Source organism: Mucilaginibacter gossypii (assembly GCF_900100945.1).
Taxonomy (GTDB): Bacteria; Bacteroidota; Bacteroidia; order Sphingobacteriales; family Sphingobacteriaceae; genus Mucilaginibacter; species Mucilaginibacter gossypii.
The window spans coordinates 30,320-45,940 of record NZ_FNCG01000029.1 but is presented as its reverse complement, the minus strand read 5'-3'; the positions used below and the strand labels follow the sequence as shown (position 1 = coordinate 45,940).

Here is a 15,621-nt window from a genome sequence, read left to right as displayed (position 1 = left end):
CTCCAGATAATTAACCTTACCTGGGTAGATATATCGGTGATGGCTTCATGAATAGCGTCTATCTCCTTAAAAGCGGGCTGATCGGCCGTTTTGCGGCTGAGCAATTCGGTCCTGAGCTTAATGCCGGAGATGCTTGCCCCTAAATCATCATGCACCTCGCTGCTGATCCGCTGTCGTTCGCGCTGCAGGGCAAGTGCATTTTCATAGTCCTTTTTTTGTAAGCCGATGATGGACTGATAATATTTCCGTACCAGCAGGAAAGCGATGATTATGGCACTTAATACAGCCACCACCTGCAGCCATAACTGTTGATACCATAAAGGCATAACGTCAAATTTAAAAATGAGCGGCTGGCTTAACTGGTTAAAACGGTCGGCAGCCACGGCTTCTAACTCATAGTTTCCGGGGGGCAGCAGGTCGAACCGTTTTTCGCCGGAAGGCGCGACGCTCCAATTTTTATCAACCCCCTTAAGCCTGAAGCGGTATTGTATTTTACCCATGCTTTTGTAGGATAGGGCAACGCAGTTAAATATAACAGGCCTGCCGTAAGTAAAGCTGCTTTGAGTTCCGGGTATCCCGTCGTTAATCAACACAGGTTTAGGCAGGCTCGTATTTCCTAAATTTTGAGTGACGGCTATGCCCTGATCGGTGGCTATGTAATAATCATGCCCGTTCTGCACTACATCGGCAACGTTATCAGAGGGGAGCCCGTTACTGGTATTGAGCAAACTTATGCGGTAATTTTGATAATGATTATGGAAGCTGATAATGCTTACACCGTTTGCGGTACAGACCCATAAAGTATTGTCATCTGTCCATACCAGTTTACGGATATCGCCTGAAAAAATAGCAGGAGATCTAAACTGAACAATTTTTTCGCCGGCCAGCAAAAACATCCCCTGAGCTTCGGTACCTATGGCGCATACTTCATTATTTGATGCCAGGCTCTTAACAACATTTATTCCTTTATCGGCCAATATTCGAATAGAGGAAAACTTGCCGGCGCTCCCGAAAGGTACAAACTGGTATAACCCGTAAAGTGAGCCTACGAGCGTCTTACTCTTATACCATGTTACAGATGTCATACGTATGGGCTTAAAATTGTACCCCAATTGATGTTTAAACTTATCTGTCAAAACGCCAACTGCATTTTGTGTAAGGAAATACACTGTGTCGGATCGTGCAGCAATTCCTTTTATCGGACCATAAAAAATTTTTACAGAATGCCATGACAACGGGTTCTTATTGGAAATATCTAATCTGAATATACCATTATCGGTACCTATGACGAGAGTGTTGCCCGAGATTGTAAGCAGATTGGTTATCCGGTTAAAGTCAGACCGGTTTTGATTCATAGTTATAGTGCCTATCGACGGCGTTTGATTTGCGCCAAGTTTCATATAACTCAGTGTGCTTAAAACATGCCCGGTAAACAGGTAACCTCCTGCAATGGCCAGTTTTAAAACATCTTCATTGGCCAGCCCGCTTTCTTTGTTAATGATTTTTATTTCGGGGTTGGTACTTAGAAAGAAGCCTTTGTCATAGCTGCCAAACCATAAATTATTTTCCCGGTCAATAACCGTAGCGGTAGTGATGTTATTATTAAGGTAATTTTTCCGTTCGCCGGTAAGATAGTTAATAATGTAGGTGCCCTGTTTTACCGTTGTAACGGCAAACGTATTTTTGCCGGTAAGATACACTGAAGTTACATTCCCGGTAAAAAAGATTTTACTGAGCGGGATGATCCCGCTTTTTTGATACCGATAAACATGTACCCAGTCTTTAGTTATCAATAGTAAATAATTTTGATGTAAAGCCAACCGGTAAGGTTTGATATTGGTATTGGCGGTTTGAAAGTTTAACTGGCCGGCCTTAAGCTCTTCTTCGAGGATGTCAAGGTCGTTTTCAGATAGGATGATCTCTTCTCCGTCAGAACCATAAATGTACCCGTTCAAATGCCTTATGGCATGTCTTTTCGATTTTAACTCTTCAAAATGGTATACTTTGGTACTAAGCCTGTAATTTACACAGAGCTCATTATAACGGTTAAAAAAGAAATTGGCGAAGGGTGAAACGATTACTTTTTGAGATGAATTAAGCTTATGTATAAGCCCGTTTTCATAATAACAGACCCTGTAGTTATTACAGTAAAAAAAAATCCGGTGATAATTATCCTCGGCAATCCTGAAACACTCATTGTTTTCCAGCCCATCGGCCGATGTGAAGTTTTTAAAGTGCTGGCCGTCAAACCTGCTCACGCCTTTATCGGTGGCCAGCCAGATAAAACCCCTACTGTCCTGCATTAAATAGTTAACCCTTGAACTGGGCAGGCCATCAGGCGCGCTATAATTTTTCAGGTAAACTAACTGATACGGAATGTCGGCACATACCCGGCCCGGGAATAGAAACAGCGTTAATATTAAAAGTTTAAAAAAAAGGCGTTTTAGCGGCATTCTATGATTTGTATCAATTTAACATTGCTGCTTTTATCAATATGCAATGATACGGTGTATGGCATTGTTTTGTTGTATCACCGATAAATTTAAAAAGAAATGATATGTAATTATATCCATCTAAATAATAAGCAGCTCGCCTGTAAACATTTATTATATAAGTGTCCCGGCTCGTACACACAGGGTATGTGTGTGTCCCGGCCGTTCGGCTTGTGGGACGCACCGATCTCTGCTTAAGCTACCTGCGGTAGAAGTTATCTCTGTGAACCAAAACGGCCTTCAATTTTATGGTAATAGCCAAAGTGACAAGACAATCACAAATCTTTAGTTAAAACAAAACTTTTCCTTATTTTTGACTCATCAACAAATGACAACAGTAAACATTAAAAATGGAACCGCAGGGGCTTCGAAATCCCTTATTCGCAATATCCTTGCGTCGGAGCCATTTTTCAATGATTCACCACCAGCTCTTTTTTGCTAACGGATATCGATAATCTCTATCGGATCTGAATTTTTTCAACATTATTTTCAAAACAATTTATTCAATGCGGGCAATTGCTGGTATTGTTATGCTTTGCCCAACCGATTCTTAATTTAGCAAAAAATGAAAAAAACATTTGCTCTGTTGCATATAGCCGTAATACTGGCGGGCTTTACCGGGGTATTCGGAAAGCTTATCTCGTTAAATGAATACCTGCTTACCTGTTACCGTACGCTGTTCTCTTTTTTATTCCTGGTGATTATTGTATGGCTCAAAAAGCCACAATTTAAATACTCATGGAGCAACATAACGGAAATGGGTAAGGCTGGATTACTAATTGCCTTTCACTGGGTTTTTTTTTATGCCAGCATCAAATATTCCAACGTTTCGGTAGGCGTAGTTTGCTATTGCCTCACCAGTTTTTTTACTGCATTTCTGTCTCCGCTTATCAACAAAAAACCTTTCAATATTACTGAATTGCTGCTAAGTATGCTTACACTTGCCGGTATCGGTTTGATATTTCATTTTGATACCTCATTCAGAACCGGGATCATCCTTGGCGTAATTTCATCCTTCCTGGCATCCCTTTATACCATATTGAACGAGCGTCTGGTTAAAAAGTATGATTCAACCGTTATGAACTTGTATCAGATGCTGGCCGGATCTGTCGCGCTGATACTGGCCTCGCCGCTATATCTTTATTTCTTCCCTTCAAAAACGATAATACCAGGCACATTAGATATCATTTATTTGCTGCTTTTATCGCTTTTTTGCACGGTTGGCCTTTATGTTATGGTGGCCGAGGTTTTGAGGAAAATGTCTGCCTTTACGGTTAACTTAACCTTTAACCTGGAGCCTGTTTACAGTATTTTACTGGCAATAATTTTATTCAATGAATCCCGGCAGCTCAATTTATCCTTTTATGCAGGCCTATTGATCATCATCATATCCGTAATCTTACAGGCGGGACTAAGCCGGAGAAAAAGGGCCGGGGCAGATTTGTAATGAGTTACATAATCCCAGAGTTACGAAGTTTTTAAAACTTCGTAACTCTTCAAGGTCTTTTATTAACCCCGTTCAGATACCCGGGCGGCTGCCTGTACCGGCAAGTCCGTATTGCCATCCTGCTTAATTAGGTTAAGCTTATGTTTCGTGATGATCCATTTGCCATCAGTTTCAGTGAGCTCGGTATCATAAGTGCCCTCAACAATCCATAGGTCGTCACCAATAAAATGATCGGCTTTGCCATAATAATGAACAAGCGCTACCGACCCGTTTTGCATGACATAAAAATCGGCCAGCTGATGATTGGTTTTGTCAAAGCCGGGCAAAAAGCCACGCCACGCCGTAATAATACCTTCAGCAGGTACAATACTTGCCGGGTTGCCAGTCATGGAACTATAATCAAGCTCTACATTTTCGGCAAAGGCGTTTTTAATTTTATCCCAATCTCGCTCGTCAGCTCCGGCAAACAGCCTTATTACCGTTTCAATTATCTGGTCTTTCATGGTTTTGCATAGGTTAAATTCACTCAAATATCAATTATCCGGTTCATTTTACATATTAACAACAATCTTTTATATAAACTTGTACTGTTATTGGCTGTTTTCCCAAAACAGCCCCACCATAAAACATGAGTCAGGATTTTTATCAACATATTTTTGCTAAACAGCAAAAGCTGGAGGCTGTGCCTTCAAACAGGGAGATTACTGCCTGGGCACTAAAAGTGATCCATTTGCTGTACCCCGAACAAACCGGGCAACAGTATGCTTCGGTTGAGGAGCTGAAGGATGAGTTTTTAAGGCTTGAGAATGAACTTTGTGACATTATGCATGCCACCAAAGCCTGCAGTAACTGTGATACCTCAAAGCTGGCCAAAAAGTTTTTTGAGGGCCTTCCCGAGTTATTCCGCATTCTGAATACCGATATCCAGGCTATTTTTAACGGAGACCCTGCTGCTCGCAGCGAGTTTGAAGTGATCCGTACTTATCCGGGCTTTTATGCCATTTCGCTTTACCGGGTGGCGCACAGCCTTTATATCGATGATATTCCGTTGTTGCCAAGGATCCTTACAGAATATGCGCATTCTAAAACAGGGATAGATATTCATCCTGCTGCCCAGATAGACGAGTATTTCTATATAGATCATGGTACCGGTATTGTTATTGGCGAAAGCTGTAAAATAGGTAAGCATGTAAAGCTGTACCAGGGCGTTACCCTGGGGGCATTAAGTGTGGATAAAAGTATGGCCAATACCAAGCGCCATCCTACAGTTCAGGATAATGTGGTAATTTACTCCGGCGCTACTATTTTGGGCGGAGAAACCATCATCGGCCATAACAGTGTGGTAGGGGGGAACGTTTGGCTCACCAAGAGTTTGCCGCCAAATTCAAGGGTATACCACACACCTAACCACAGGGTACTGAAAAGATTGAGCATTAAATTGTTCGGCCACAAGAAATAGAACATTTACCATAAAAAATATATAATGGCTTCATTGATAGACCTGATAGGCAACACGCCTATGGTAGAAATTAAAAAGCTGAACCCAAATCCAAAAGTGCGGATCTTCGCCAAGCTGGAAGGCAATAATCCGGGTGGCAGCGTAAAAGACCGCGCGTCGCTCAACATGATCAGGAGTGCTATTGAGCGCGGCGACATTAAGCCTGGCACAAAGTTGATTGAAGCTACCAGCGGCAATACAGGGATAGCATTGGCTATGATTGCAAGGTTGTTTGATCTGGAGATAGAGCTGGTGATGCCATCCAACTCCACCCGCGAGCGTACGCTTACTATGGAGGCATTTGGAGCTAAAGTTACCCTGTTGGAAGGAATAGAAGTCTGTCGTGATTATGCAGAAGAAAAGGCCGCTACGGGCGAATATTTCCTGCTGAACCAGTTTGCCAACCCGGATAACTACATGGCACACGTAAAAACAACAGGCCCCGAAATTTGGCACGATACCGAAGGCAAAATCACCCACTTTGTAAGTGCTATGGGAACTACAGGTACCATCATGGGCTGTTCAAGATATTTGAAAGAGCAAAACGCCAACGTACAGATAGTAGGTTGCCAACCGGTTGAAGGCTCTTCCATCCCCGGCATCCGCAGGTGGCCCGAAGAATACCTGCCCAAGATTTTTGAGGCCAAACGGGTTGACAGGGTAATGGATATTTCGCAGGAAGAAGCGACTCAAATGGCCCGCCAAATGGCTAAGGTTGAAGGTGTATTTGCAGGCATGAGCAGCGGCGGTGCACTATCTGCGGCTGTAAGGCTTGCTCAAGAACTGGAAGAGGGCCTAATCGTTTTTATTTGCTGTGACCGGGGCGACAGGTATTTGAGTAGCGAGTTATTTGGATAAGTACCGATGGAACCTACAGAGGATAGTAATAATTATAAATACGGCGTATTTTATTACAACAAAGATGATAGCCGGATCATTGTGCCCAAAAGAATTAAGTACATGGGATGGACAGTGAATTTTGCCCACCCGTTAAGTTATTTGATTATGGGCGGGATACTGGCTGTGGTAATTGTAGCATGGATAGTTGCCCCGCAGAAATAAATACGTGTTGTTCATAAACTAGCGCCCGTTTGTAACGGGTGCTTAACATGGTATGGCGTTTGTAACGCAATTACCGGCGCTTACGTTAGAAATATAGGCCTGTTTTAAGAACGTCATCACAGATGGTCTCGCGGCCGATTTGCAAGATTTTACAACACCTCTAACTCCTTCAGCTTAATCTCTAAAGCTTCCGCCGATGTAAAATGGATACATTCAATTCCCATTTTTTCCGCCGCTAAAATATTACGATAGTTATCGTCAATAAATAAAGCCTCATCTGCATTTACATGGTAACGATCAAGCAGGGTTTGATAAAAGGCAGGGGTGGGTTTACGCATTTTTTCGGCGCCGGATACAACAATGCCATCAAACCATCCTAAAAAATCGAAACGCTCCTGGGCCATCGGAAAAGTTTCGGCCGACCAGTTGGTCAATGCGTAGATTTTGTATTTACCGCTTTCTTTTAATTGTTTGAAGATCTCTACCGTATCGTGAAAAGGATCGCCAAGCATCTCTATCCAGCGGGAATAAAAAGCACGGATATTGGCTTCGTGTTCTGGAAATTGGGCAACAAGCAAATCTGTGCCTTCCTGTAAGGACCGGCCGGCATCCTGCTCCTCATTCCAGTCGGAGGTACAAATATTAGCCAAAAAGTCTATCATTTCCTGTTCATCAGCAAACAGGGTGCGGTACATATAATGCGGGTTCCAATCGATTAAAACGGCCCCCAGATCGAATATTATGGTGTTGATCATTTTTTCTTTGCGTGGGTTTCATGAACCTCGGCCTTTGTAACAACCGAATCTTTCAAAAAAACAACAAGCGTTTGAGTATAAATCAATTTGCCTTTGCTGTATTCTCGGTCAAGGTCGTATACCATGCTGTCTTTACTGCTTAATTGAGGGCGGTGGAGCAAATGGATCACCTGTTGATATTTAAGATTATTAAGCTGTTTACTTTCAATCAGGTCATTAACCATACCCGGGCGATAAGCGAACGTAAGGCCATCTCCATCATCCCATTTATCACGGTCGAACTTTTGTTTACGGCTGCAGGCGGTTAGGCAAACTGCCAGGAGGCAGATAAATATCAGGGTTTTGCTAAGCATTTTATGTTTCAGTATTGAATCAGGCCATATTTCAACTGCCCGTTATTGCGTAGCTTTCCCACGACCGAAAAAGGGTGTCATGCTGAGCCTGTCGAAGCATGGTGGGCAGGCCTCTCCGCGCGAGTCTTCGACAGGCTCAGACTGACAGGCCTACCCAGCTTTCTGCAATAACGGGTAGTTGTTGGTTTTCCAGCAGCTAAAAATACTGAAATTAATTAACCCCTAAAAGATAGCCTTTAAAATCAGCAAAATCTTTACTGATGGCAACTGCGAGCTTGGTTTTTGCTTCCAGTTCTTTTACCTGTTCCGGTACTTCAATTTTAGCAGCAACCTCATCGCTAAATACGTCAGGGAATTTACAAGGATGTGCGGTTGAAAGGAATACACCGGCGGTGTCAACAGCGGCATGGCCCTGTTTATAATCGGTTAAAGCCTGCCATGCGATAGCAGTGTGTGGGCAAACCACATAATTATAGTTATCAAATACCCAGTTGATGGCTTTTACAGTTTCCTCGTCATCGTACTTAAAGCCAATAACCAATTCTTTAAGCGCTTCGGTATCGTTTTTAAACAGATCGGCAATACGTACCCAGTTGCTTGGGTTGCCTACGTCCATTGCGTTAGATAAAGTTGCTACCGATGGTTTGGGTTGATAAACGCCGGTTTTTAGAAACTCAGGCACAGTATCATTGACATTGGTAGCCGCAATAAATTTTTCGACAGGTAAGCCCATTTTCCAGGCTAACAAACCTGCGCCTATATTGCCGAAGTTGCCGCTTGGCACGGAGAAAACTACTTTTTTAATGCCTTGCCTTAATAGCTGTGCATATGCATTGAAGTAATAAAAAGTTTGCGGAACCAAACGTGCAATATTGATGGAATTGGCGGATGTAAGGCGGAATTTTTCGTTTAGCTCATCATCAACAAACGCCTGTTTCACCAGGGCCTGGCAATCATCGAAGGTACCGTCAACCTCAAGGGCACGGATGTTTTGACCATTGGTAGTTAGTTGCTGCTCCTGCACGCCGCTCACTTTACCTTTTGGATAAAGGATGGTAACACGGGTATTGGGGACACCTAAAAAGCCAAGGGCTACAGCACCGCCGGTATCGCCACTAGTGGCAACCAGTACGTCCAGTTGTTTTTCGCCGGGCTCAAGGAAATAGCTCATTACGCGGCTCATAAAGCGGGCACCAAAATCTTTAAATGCCAGTGATGGTCCGTGGAAAAGCTCGAGGACATATACATTGTCTTCCAGCTTTACAATAGGAGCTGGGAAGTTAATGGCATCATCGATCAAGGCTTTCAAATCGGCCTCCGGAATAGAGTCGCCAAGCAGGTTTTGTGCTACTTTGAAAGCAATTTCGGGGAGGGAGTATTTATCAAGGTTGTTGATAAAATCAGCATCCAAACGGGGGATGCTGTAAGGCATATATAAGCCTTTATCCTGCGGCATGCTGTTAAAAACCGCGTCTTTGAACGATACTTCAAATAGGGTATTATTGGTACTGTAGAGTTTCATTTTTGATTTCGGAATTCGGATGTTCGATTTCGGATTTAATTAGGTTTATTAGAGCTCATCCTACCATGTCATCGCGAGGTACGAAGCAATCGCATGCTATACAGGGCGGACCTGCTTCCGTGCGATTGCTTCGTACCTCGCAATGACATAGTGGTTTGTATTGCGAAGGATTTAAGGCTATCCCAAAACCTTCGGCCCCGCGTCATTTATAGTTGATACGTAGCTATTGGATCCGATTTTTAAGCCGGTTAAATGCTGCTGTAATTTTTGGGTGATGGCTCGTGCGGTGGCTTCGTCTTTGGTAAAAGCAAACACCGACGGGCCAGAGCCTGATATACCAAAGCTTACCGCACCAAGTTCCATCGCCATTTCGCGCATTTTGTAAAAGTCAGGGATCAGCATAGAGCGTACTGGCTCAACGAGCACATCTTTCATACTGCGGCCAATCAGTTCGATATCCTGCATAAATAAACCGCTTACTAAGCCCGCAATATTGCCCCACTGGGTAACGGCATCCTTCATCTGGATGTTTTTACGGATGATTTGGCGGGCCTCTCTTGTAGGTACATCCACATCAGGGAATACAATAGCGCACCACAGGTTTTTAGGATGCGGTAGCCTTACCACATCAAGCGGCTCATAACTACGGATCAGCACAAAACCACCAAACAAGGCAGGGGCTACGTTATCAGCATGACCATGACCGCAAGCCATCTCTTCGCCTTTCATAGCAAAAGGAAGTAGTTTTATCGGGTCGGAATTATCACCTAATAATGTTTTAATAGCAAACAAACCTGCAACCGTACTGGCCGAGCTTGAACCTAAACCACTGCCAATGGGCATTTTTTTGTGCAGCTCGATATCTAAACCAATATCGGTACGGCCAATACTTTGTAAATAATGCTGAACGCTCACGCTTACGGTATTCTTTGCCGGATCAAGCGGTAGCCTGCCGTCATCGCCGGTAATCTTGCTGAGGGTGATGCCAGGTTTGCCTGTGACGCGCATGATCACCTCGTCACCGGGCTCATCAACCGCAAAGCCCAACACATCAAAACCGCAAACCACATTGGCAACAGTAGCCGGGGCGAAAACGCGGATGCTACCCCCCGCGCCCCCTGAAGGGGGTGCTACCTGTGGGGCGGCTTTAACTTCTTCTAAATTATTTTCCATATTAAAATTATCAAACTGTTCCTCCCCCTTTAGGGGGGCGGGGGGTAAACTATAGTTCCCCCTTTAGGGGGTTAATTCGCGCCCACATTTATTAAATCAGCAAATACGCCTGCGGCGGTTACTTCGGCGCCTGCGCCGGGGCCTTTTACTACCAGCGGACGCTCACGGTACCTGTCGGTAGTGAAGGATATAATGTTATCGCTGCCCGACAGCATGTAGAACGGATGGTTTTCATCAACCATTTGCAGGGTGATAGTTACTTTGCTGTCCTCTAACTTGCCAATGTAACGCAATACTTTGCCGTCTTTTTCGGCTGCATCTTTTAGTTTGGCAAAATGTGCGTCTTCGGTTTTAAGGGTAGCATAAAAATCCTCAACGGTTTTAGCCTCAAGGCTTGCTTTTGGCAATACGCTTTCTATTTCAACGTCGGCCTCTTCCATAGCATATCCGGCATCGCGGGCAAGGATGAGCATTTTGCGCATAAAATCCTTACCGCTCAGGTCATCACGAGGATCTGGTTCGGTATAGCCTTTGTCCTGGGCTTCTTTTACCACATCGTGGAAATTTGCATCGCCCTTAAAGTTATTAAAGATGAACGATATAGTGCCCGAAAGTATTGCTTCGATACGCTGAACCCTGTCGCCGCTGTTCATCAGGTTTTTAAGGGTATTGATGATCGGCAAGCCAGCGCCAACGTTGGTTTCGTAGAAGAAATCAACGCCATGAGCGCGCGCGGTATCTTTAAACGTGCGGTACTGCTTATAACTGCCCGAGTTACCTATTTTATTACAGGTGATTACCGAGATATTGGCTTTAAAGATCTCCTCGTAAAAACCGATAGGAACGGGACTTGCAGTGTTGTCAATAAATACACAGTTTGGCAGGTTCATTTCTTTCATCCGGTTAATAAACGATTGCAGATCGGCTTCATAAGGTGACGATTGCAGGTCATTTTGCCAGGTATCTAAAGAGATGCCATCACTATTGAACGTCATTTTGCGGGTATTGCTGATACCCGCTATTTTAACCTGGATGCCGTTGTTATCTTTCAGGTATTCGCTATGGGCGTTCAATTGATTAAATAATGTTTTGCCAATGTTGCCGGTACCCAGGCAAAACGCATGCAGGGTTTTGGTCAACTGTACAAAGAAGGCGTCGTGCACGGCGTTCAAGGCTTTTGACAGATCGTTCGCCGAGATGATCACCGAGATGTTATATTCAGATGAGCCTTGTGCTATAGCCCTTACGTTAACACCGTTACGGCCCAGCGCATGGAACAACTTGCCCGACATGCCCGGGGTTTGTTTCATGTTTTCGCCTACTATTGCAAGAATAGCCAGATTTTTCTCGATAACCAGATGCTCGAGTTTTTTAGCGGCAAGCTCCAGTTCAAACTCCTGTTCGATAACCTGTTTTGCCCTGTCTGTATCTTGCGGCTGAACTGCGAAGGTGATGCTATGTTCAGATGATGATTGGGTGATCAGGATTACGTTGATCTGCTCTCGGGCAAGCAAGGAGAACAAACGGCCGCTAAAGCCCGATTTGCCCACCATACCGCTGCCCTCTAAATTTAGGATACTGATATTGTTGATAGATGAGATCCCTTTGATTGGCAGGGTAGAGGCCTTGCAATCATGACGGATCACGGTACCTTCAAACTCTGGCTCAAAGGTGTTTTTAATTACGATAGGTATCTTCTTTAAAAATGCCGGGATCATGGTTGGCGGATAGATCACCTTGGCGCCGAAGTAGGAAAGCTCCATAGCTTCGGTATAAGTAAGCTCGGTTAAGGAGAACGCTTTTTTCACCATGCGGGGATCGGCAGTCATCATGCCGTTAACATCCGTCCAGATCTGAACCTCCTGAGCATTTAACGCTGCGCCGAATATGGCTGCTGTATAATCAGATCCACCGCGACCTAATGTTGTAGTTTGCCCTGCATCGTTTGAGGCGATGAAACCGGTAACGATCAATGTTTTGCCTTTGTTTTCGGTATACAGGCCTTGTACCAGTCTTTCGGTAAGTTCGGTGTTTACCTTGGCATTGCCGAAAGCGCTGTCGGTTTTAATTACATCAGCAGCATCAACAAAAAGTACATCGCCAAAATGCTGGGCTGCAACTTTGCTCACCATCAGGGTTGAGCAACGTTCGCCGAAGGCCAGTACCTGGTCGCGGGTTTTCGGGGTAAGTTCGCGAAGGGTAAGCACGCCCTGTAAAAGTTCTTCCAGTTGGTTGAAGTGAATTTTTAAACGGGTAAGCGCCGGGTTTTGGTTTTGTACATCCAAAAGGGCTTTAACCGTATCAAAGTGACGTTTCTCCAATTCGGCTAAGCCTGCGGTAAACTCTTTGCCGTTTGCCGCATCTTCGGCCATGGCCGAAAGCAGGTTGGTTACACCGCCCATGGCAGATAATACCACCACCGGCTTTTCTTCATTTTTTACTTCATCCTTCAGGATGCTTAACAGGGTTTGGATGCTGCTTACAGATCCAACGGAAGTACCTCCGAATTTTAAAACTTTCATTTATGGGTTAGTAATCGTTCTGTAACAAAAAAACCTTCCTCTTTGCGGAGGAAGGTTTTTCTTTTGGCTTTCATTTTATGTTTTACACCATACGATTATCTTCCTCCGAGGTTTATACCGGTGGTAATAATAATTGTAGAAATGGTGTTGTTAATTGTCATATATAATGTCTGTAAAGTAAGTAGATTATTTTCTGATTTGCAAGGATTATTTAACAAATTATGATTTTCGTAATAATTGCAAGGCGATTGAGTGGGTGATTGATGGATTTGATAATGAGGGCGATAGATAAAAGGTTTTACCAAAATGTTGGGGTTCTGTCATCGCAGACGATTGACACGCGGCTCAGCTGCAACCTAACTCAATTAAAAACGATAATGTATCATCAGGGCTTCAAAAAAGCCTCAATAAATTTAATTTGCTACTTTTGAGGCTCGATAATATGCAGGGACTAATTACAAAATCAACCGGAAGCTGGTACCAGGTACAAACCCCCGATGGGCAAAAGATAGATTGCCGCATCAAAGGTAAGTTCCGTATAAAAGGTATTACCACAACCAACCCTATTGCCGTTGGCGATGTGGTTGATTTTGAAATGGAGCCCGACAGGGAAGATGGCGTGATCACCAACCTGCATCAACGAAAAAACTACATCATCCGCAAGGCTATTAACCTGAGCAAACAGGCGCAGATCATTGCTGCCAATCTCGACCAGGCTATTTTGGTAGTTACGCTGGCTTCTCCGCGTACTTCTCTGGGTTTTATAGATCGCTTTTTGGTAACTGCCGAGGCTTACGATATCCCTGCAAGACTGGTGTTCAATAAGCTCGATCTGTTTAGCGATGAAGGCCTGGAGGTTTTGGCCGATTATAAAGCTATTTATGAAGATATTGGCTACCCCTGTTTTGAAGTTTCGGCTATTGAAGGTACTAATATCAACCAGGTGCAGGATCTGTTGAAGGATAAGGTCACTTTGTTTTCCGGCCACTCGGGCGTGGGTAAATCAAGCCTGATCAACGCGTTGCTACCCGAGTTGGACCTGCGCACACACATGGTATCCGACTGGAGCGATAAGGGGATGCACACCACCACCTTTGCCGAAATGTTTGAGCTGCCGCAGGGTGGTTTTATTATTGATACCCCCGGCATCCGCGAACTGGGTGTTATCGACATAGAAAAACAGGAGCTTAGTCATTTTTTTCCCGAAATGCGTGAACGGATGAACCAATGCCGTTTTAACAATTGCCGCCACATCAATGAACCCGGCTGCGCCGTACTTGAAGCTTTGGAAGAAGGAGAGATAACGCTATCGCGCTATGAGAGTTACCTGAGTATTTATCATGGTAATGACACAAGGGCCTGATTTGAGAATCAAGACTTTTAGAGTCAGGAGTCAGGAAGAAACTCAACTCTTGTCATTTCGATAGAGCAGAGGAGGATGGTGTGTCGGGGCGAAAGAGAAATCTTATTAGCCATGTAAACCGCACCCCATAGTTGGCAATGCATGACAGATAAGATTTCTCCCGATGGTCGAAATGACAATTTTTATTAAACACCTTACTTCTTCGCCGCTTCCTTCACCAGCACATCAACAATAGCCTGTTTGTTCGGCAAATATTTATTACACAAAAACAATCCTCCTTTACCTGTCGAGGTATTAAAGAACAAATAAGTGCCTACGCCGGGATCATCGCCGTCATGGCCTACGGTGCCGTTAGTATATAAATTCCAGAAGATGCCTTTGTTACGATAGGTTAAATTGATGTTTTTAGGCGGATGCTCCTTGTTGAACTGCGCGGTGAACATGGTTTGATAAGATGGCTCAGTAAGCAGCTTTTTATCGTGCCTGGCAATTGCCACTAAATATTTGCTCAAATCTTCGGGCGAAGTTTTTAGCCCTCCATCCGGATACGTAACCAGGTCATATAACGGGAACCGGTTCTTTTGATCGAGGTATAAATAGGCGTGGTTTTTTAAATCCACATCTTGAATATGCCAGCCTGAATGATCCATTTTTAGGGGCTTCAGGATATACTTTTGGGTAAACTGTGCATAAGAAAGGCCCGATTTAAGTTCAATGAGATATGCCGCCAGTGCCGAGCCGATGTTAGAATATGAGGAAACGCTTCCTGCCGGACCTTCCCCGAAATTGGCCTTGCTGTAGTATTCTCCCTGTGGGGATAAATAGTTGTAAAAGAACTGGGCTAAAGTTGTATCCTTTAATTTATCACCAAACCCCATTTGGTTAAGGGTTTTAATCGAAACACTGTCATAGGCCCGTAGTTTAGGATAAAAATGATAGCAGTAATGATATACATCAGGGTTATCAACAATCCCTGATGTATGGTTGGTTAACTGCCTGATGGTTATTTTTCCGTTTGGGTCATTAGGATTGGTTACCTTAAAAGGTAGCACATCGTTGATATCTGTTTCCAGCGTAAAATATTTTAATTCGATAGCTTTCATCAACGCTACGGCAATAACAGTTTTACTCACCGAGCCAATGTTTTGAATTGTATTAGCTAAATAGGGTACTTGGTTGGCTTCATCTGCATAGCCAAAACTATGGGAGTAGCTAACTTTATTACCATCGGTCATGATCACATACATGCCGGGCAGACTTTCATGCGTAAAAGCCTGTTGTAATTTGATGGTTAAAGAGTCTGGTTGAGTTTGCGCCTGGATGCCGCTGGTTATAAGTGCAAGGGTTAGCACACGAAGAAGTGTTTTCAAGGTTTTATAGGTTTTCATACGTCTATATTACAACAAACAGCATATAAACCCCTATCGATCAATG

General features: G+C 43.9%; 13 protein-coding genes. 5 read left to right on the top strand and 8 right to left on the bottom strand.

Annotated elements, in window-relative coordinates:
* Positions 1-2,453, bottom strand: a 2,453-nt coding sequence (locus BLS28_RS29320) for a ligand-binding sensor domain-containing protein (RefSeq protein WP_091176154.1), incomplete at its 3' end; no start/stop codon positions are given.
* Positions 2,454-3,057: 604 nt separating this feature from the next.
* Between BLS28_RS29320 and BLS28_RS29315 the strand changes: the two genes are divergently transcribed.
* Entirely contained in the window at positions 3,058-3,939 is an 882-nt protein-coding gene (locus tag BLS28_RS29315) for a DMT family transporter (RefSeq protein WP_091176151.1), read from the top strand.
* Between the two features lie 62 nt (positions 3,940-4,001).
* Here BLS28_RS29315 and BLS28_RS29310 read toward each other — a convergent pair whose 3' ends face one another.
* Positions 4,002-4,442 (bottom strand): nuclear transport factor 2 family protein, encoded by a 441-nt coding sequence (locus BLS28_RS29310; protein WP_091176149.1) that lies wholly within the window; start codon positions 4,440-4,442, stop codon positions 4,002-4,004.
* Between the two features lie 125 nt (positions 4,443-4,567).
* Between BLS28_RS29310 and epsC the strand changes: the two genes are divergently transcribed.
* From epsC to BLS28_RS29295, 3 genes are read left to right on the top strand one after another with little or no spacing between them, the layout of a single operon-like run.
* Complete coding sequence (gene epsC, locus BLS28_RS29305) at positions 4,568-5,398, top strand: serine O-acetyltransferase EpsC (RefSeq protein ID WP_091176147.1); 831 nt, start codon at positions 4,568-4,570, stop codon at positions 5,396-5,398.
* Positions 5,399-5,422: 24 nt separating this feature from the next.
* Positions 5,423-6,295 carry a cysteine synthase CysM gene (gene cysM / locus BLS28_RS29300; protein WP_091176144.1) on the top strand — a complete coding sequence of 291 codons (873 nt, stop codon included), beginning with the start codon at positions 5,423-5,425 and terminating at the stop codon, positions 6,293-6,295.
* 6 nt (positions 6,296-6,301) lie between these two features.
* On the top strand, positions 6,302-6,499 hold the full coding sequence (locus BLS28_RS29295) for a DUF5808 domain-containing protein (protein ID WP_091176142.1): 198 nt from the start codon (positions 6,302-6,304) through the stop codon (positions 6,497-6,499).
* A gap of 149 nt (positions 6,500-6,648) precedes the next feature.
* On the opposite strand, the gene BLS28_RS29290 is transcribed toward BLS28_RS29295, so the two are convergent.
* The 5 genes from BLS28_RS29290 to thrA form a co-directional block, all read right to left on the bottom strand.
* The gene (locus BLS28_RS29290; protein WP_091176139.1) at positions 6,649-7,254 is read right to left on the bottom strand and encodes an HAD family hydrolase; all 606 of its coding nucleotides are present in this window, start codon (positions 7,252-7,254) and stop codon (positions 6,649-6,651) included.
* Entirely contained in the window at positions 7,251-7,607 is a 357-nt protein-coding gene (locus tag BLS28_RS29285) for a hypothetical protein (RefSeq protein WP_091176136.1), read from the bottom strand. The genes BLS28_RS29290 and BLS28_RS29285 overlap by 4 nt, the downstream gene beginning before the upstream one ends.
* 211 nt (positions 7,608-7,818) lie before the next feature.
* Complete coding sequence (gene thrC, locus BLS28_RS29280) at positions 7,819-9,129, bottom strand: threonine synthase (RefSeq protein WP_091176131.1); 1,311 nt, start codon at positions 9,127-9,129, stop codon at positions 7,819-7,821.
* A gap of 177 nt (positions 9,130-9,306) precedes the next feature.
* Entirely contained in the window at positions 9,307-10,302 is a 996-nt protein-coding gene (locus tag BLS28_RS29275) for a homoserine kinase (RefSeq protein ID WP_091176129.1), read from the bottom strand.
* A 71-nt stretch (positions 10,303-10,373) separates the two neighbouring features.
* Positions 10,374-12,824 (bottom strand): bifunctional aspartate kinase/homoserine dehydrogenase I, encoded by a 2,451-nt coding sequence (thrA, locus tag BLS28_RS29270; RefSeq protein WP_091176127.1) that lies wholly within the window; start codon positions 12,822-12,824, stop codon positions 10,374-10,376.
* Between the two features lie 442 nt (positions 12,825-13,266).
* Here thrA and rsgA point away from each other — a divergent pair, with 442 nt between their 5' ends.
* Positions 13,267-14,187, top strand: a complete 921-nt coding sequence (gene rsgA, locus BLS28_RS29265) for a ribosome small subunit-dependent GTPase A (RefSeq protein WP_091176125.1) — start codon at positions 13,267-13,269, stop codon at positions 14,185-14,187.
* Between the two features lie 194 nt (positions 14,188-14,381).
* Here the strand turns inward: rsgA and BLS28_RS29260 are convergent, their stop codons facing one another.
* Positions 14,382-15,575, bottom strand: a complete 1,194-nt coding sequence (locus tag BLS28_RS29260) for a serine hydrolase domain-containing protein (protein WP_091176122.1) — start codon at positions 15,573-15,575, stop codon at positions 14,382-14,384.
* Between the last annotated feature and the right edge of the window lie 46 nt (positions 15,576-15,621).

Bases quoted from the DNA above. Each gene is read 5' to 3' on its own strand.
- BLS28_RS29275 (WP_091176129.1), bottom strand. From the start codon at position 10,302: ATGGAAAATAATTTAGAAGAAGTTAAAGCCGCCCCACAGGTAGCACCC.
- thrA (WP_091176127.1), bottom strand. From the start codon at position 12,824: ATGAAAGTTTTAAAATTCGGAGGTACTTCCGTTGGATCTGTAAGCAGC.
- thrC (WP_091176131.1), bottom strand. From the start codon at position 9,129: ATGAAACTCTACAGTACCAATAATACCCTATTTGAAGTATCGTTCAAA.
- BLS28_RS29315 (WP_091176151.1), top strand. From the start codon at position 3,058: ATGAAAAAAACATTTGCTCTGTTGCATATAGCCGTAATACTGGCGGGC.
- BLS28_RS29285 (WP_091176136.1), bottom strand. From the start codon at position 7,607: ATGCTTAGCAAAACCCTGATATTTATCTGCCTCCTGGCAGTTTGCCTA.
- BLS28_RS29290 (WP_091176139.1), bottom strand. From the start codon at position 7,254: ATGATCAACACCATAATATTCGATCTGGGGGCCGTTTTAATCGATTGG.
- rsgA (WP_091176125.1), top strand. From the start codon at position 13,267: ATGCAGGGACTAATTACAAAATCAACCGGAAGCTGGTACCAGGTACAA.
- cysM (WP_091176144.1), top strand. From the start codon at position 5,423: ATGGCTTCATTGATAGACCTGATAGGCAACACGCCTATGGTAGAAATT.
- BLS28_RS29310 (WP_091176149.1), bottom strand. From the start codon at position 4,442: ATGAAAGACCAGATAATTGAAACGGTAATAAGGCTGTTTGCCGGAGCT.
- BLS28_RS29295 (WP_091176142.1), top strand. From the start codon at position 6,302: ATGGAACCTACAGAGGATAGTAATAATTATAAATACGGCGTATTTTAT.
- epsC (WP_091176147.1), top strand. From the start codon at position 4,568: ATGAGTCAGGATTTTTATCAACATATTTTTGCTAAACAGCAAAAGCTG.
- BLS28_RS29260 (WP_091176122.1), bottom strand. From the start codon at position 15,575: ATGAAAACCTATAAAACCTTGAAAACACTTCTTCGTGTGCTAACCCTT.